The organism is Staphylococcus sp. HMSC65H10, from assembly GCF_001839185.1.
In the GTDB taxonomy this organism is placed as follows: Bacteria; Bacillota; Bacilli; order Staphylococcales; family Staphylococcaceae; genus Staphylococcus; species Staphylococcus simulans.
The window spans coordinates 2,183-3,879 of the sequence record NZ_KV840407.1 but is presented as its reverse complement, the minus strand read 5'-3'; the positions used below and the strand labels follow the sequence as shown (position 1 = coordinate 3,879).

The 1,697-nt window shown below is 39.7% G+C and carries 1 protein-coding gene; it reads right to left on the bottom strand.

Annotated features, from left to right (window positions below; all coding sequences use genetic code 11):
• A partial coding sequence (locus tag HMPREF3270_RS14025; RefSeq protein ID WP_176746745.1) for an FIVAR domain-containing protein occupies positions 1–1,697 on the bottom strand: 1,697 nt, incomplete at both ends.

The window sequence follows — 1,697 nt, the reverse complement described above, 5'->3', positions numbered from 1 at the left end:
CAATGCTTGTGTTGCTTCTTTGATTTGATCAACATTTACAGATTCCGGATTATTCACAATACCTTGTGCGACTGACATTGCGTCTACCAATGGTTCAACACTATTAGGAGTAAAGTCCGCTTGGTTGATAGCTTTTGCTTTTTCAAGCTCTGCTTTCAACGCTTCAAGTGCCGCATTGACTGCATCAGCTTTGTCTTGAGCAGTTTTCGCTTCAACTGCTTTGTTCAACGCGTCTTTAGCAGCGTCTACTGCTTCTTGTGTCGCATTTGGATCTTCTAAAACAGCTTTTGCTTTATCCAATGCGTCTTGAACTGCTTTGTCTTCTTTATCTGTTGGATCTAAAGTTAAACCTTCCGCGTTATTGATTGCTTTATCAAGTTCCGCTTTATCTGCTTTCGCAACTAAGCCTGCTTGTGCATCTTTCAATGCTTGTGTTGCTTCTTTGATTTGATCAACAGTTACAGATTCCGGATTGTTCACAATACCTTGTGCAACTGCCATTGCATCTACTAATGGTTCAACACTGTTAGGTGTGTAATCGTCTTTATTAATTGCTTTGGCTTTTTCAAGCTCTGCTTTCAACGCTTCAAGTGCTGCATTGACTGCGTCTGCTTTATCTTGAGCAGTTTTCGCTTCGATTGCTTTGTTCAACGCATCTTTTGCCGCGTCAACTTCTGTTTGTGTTGCATTCGGATTTTCTTGAACAGCTTTTGCTTTGTCTAACGCATCTTGTACGGCTTTATCTTCTTTATCTGTTGGATCTAACGTTAAACCTTCTGCGTTATCAATAGCTTTTTCAAGTTCCGTTTTATCTGCTTTCGCTACTAAACCAGCTTGCGCATCTTTCAATGCTTGTGTTGCTGCTTCGATTTCTTCTACTGTTTTACCAGTCGGTGCATCGACAATTGCTTGACCTGCTGTTTCAGCTTCAGTTAACGGTTTTACACTGTCTGGTGTGTAGTCATCTTTATTGATAGCTTTCGCTTTTTCAAGTTCTGCTTTTAATGCGTCAAGTGCTGCATTAACTTTGTCTGCTTTGTCTTGAACAGTTTTCGCTTCAATTGCTTTGTTCAACGCATCTTTCGCTGCATTAACTTCATCTTGAGTTGCATTTGGATTTGCTTGAACAGCTTTCGCTTTTTCTAACGCATCTTGTACGGCTTTATCTTCTTTGTCTGCTGGATCTAACGTTAAAACTTCTGCGTTATTGATTGCTTTATCAAGTTCCGCTTTATCTGCTTTCGCAACTAAGCCTGCTTGTGCATCTTTCAATGCTTGTGTAGCTTTTTTGATTTCTTCAACAGTCTTATCTTTCGGAGCATCAACAATTGCTTGGCCTGTTGTTTCTGCATCAGTTAACGGTTTTACACTGTTTGGTGTGTAATCGTCTTTATTGATTGCTTTCGCTTTTTCAAGTTCTGCTTTTAATACGTCTAATGCTGCTTGTTTAGCATCTGCTGCCTCTTTCGCTTCTTTTGCATCTTGAGCATTTTTAGCATTAATTGCATCTTCTAGAGCTGCTTTCGCTGCATCTACTGCGTCTTGAGAAGCATTAGGGTCTGCTTGAACTTCTTTTGCTTTAGCTAACGCGTCTTGAACGGCTTTATCTTCTTTGTCAGTCGGATCTAATGTTAAACCTTCTGCATTATTGATTACTTTATTCAACTCATCTTTATTAGCTTTTGCTTCTAAAGCTT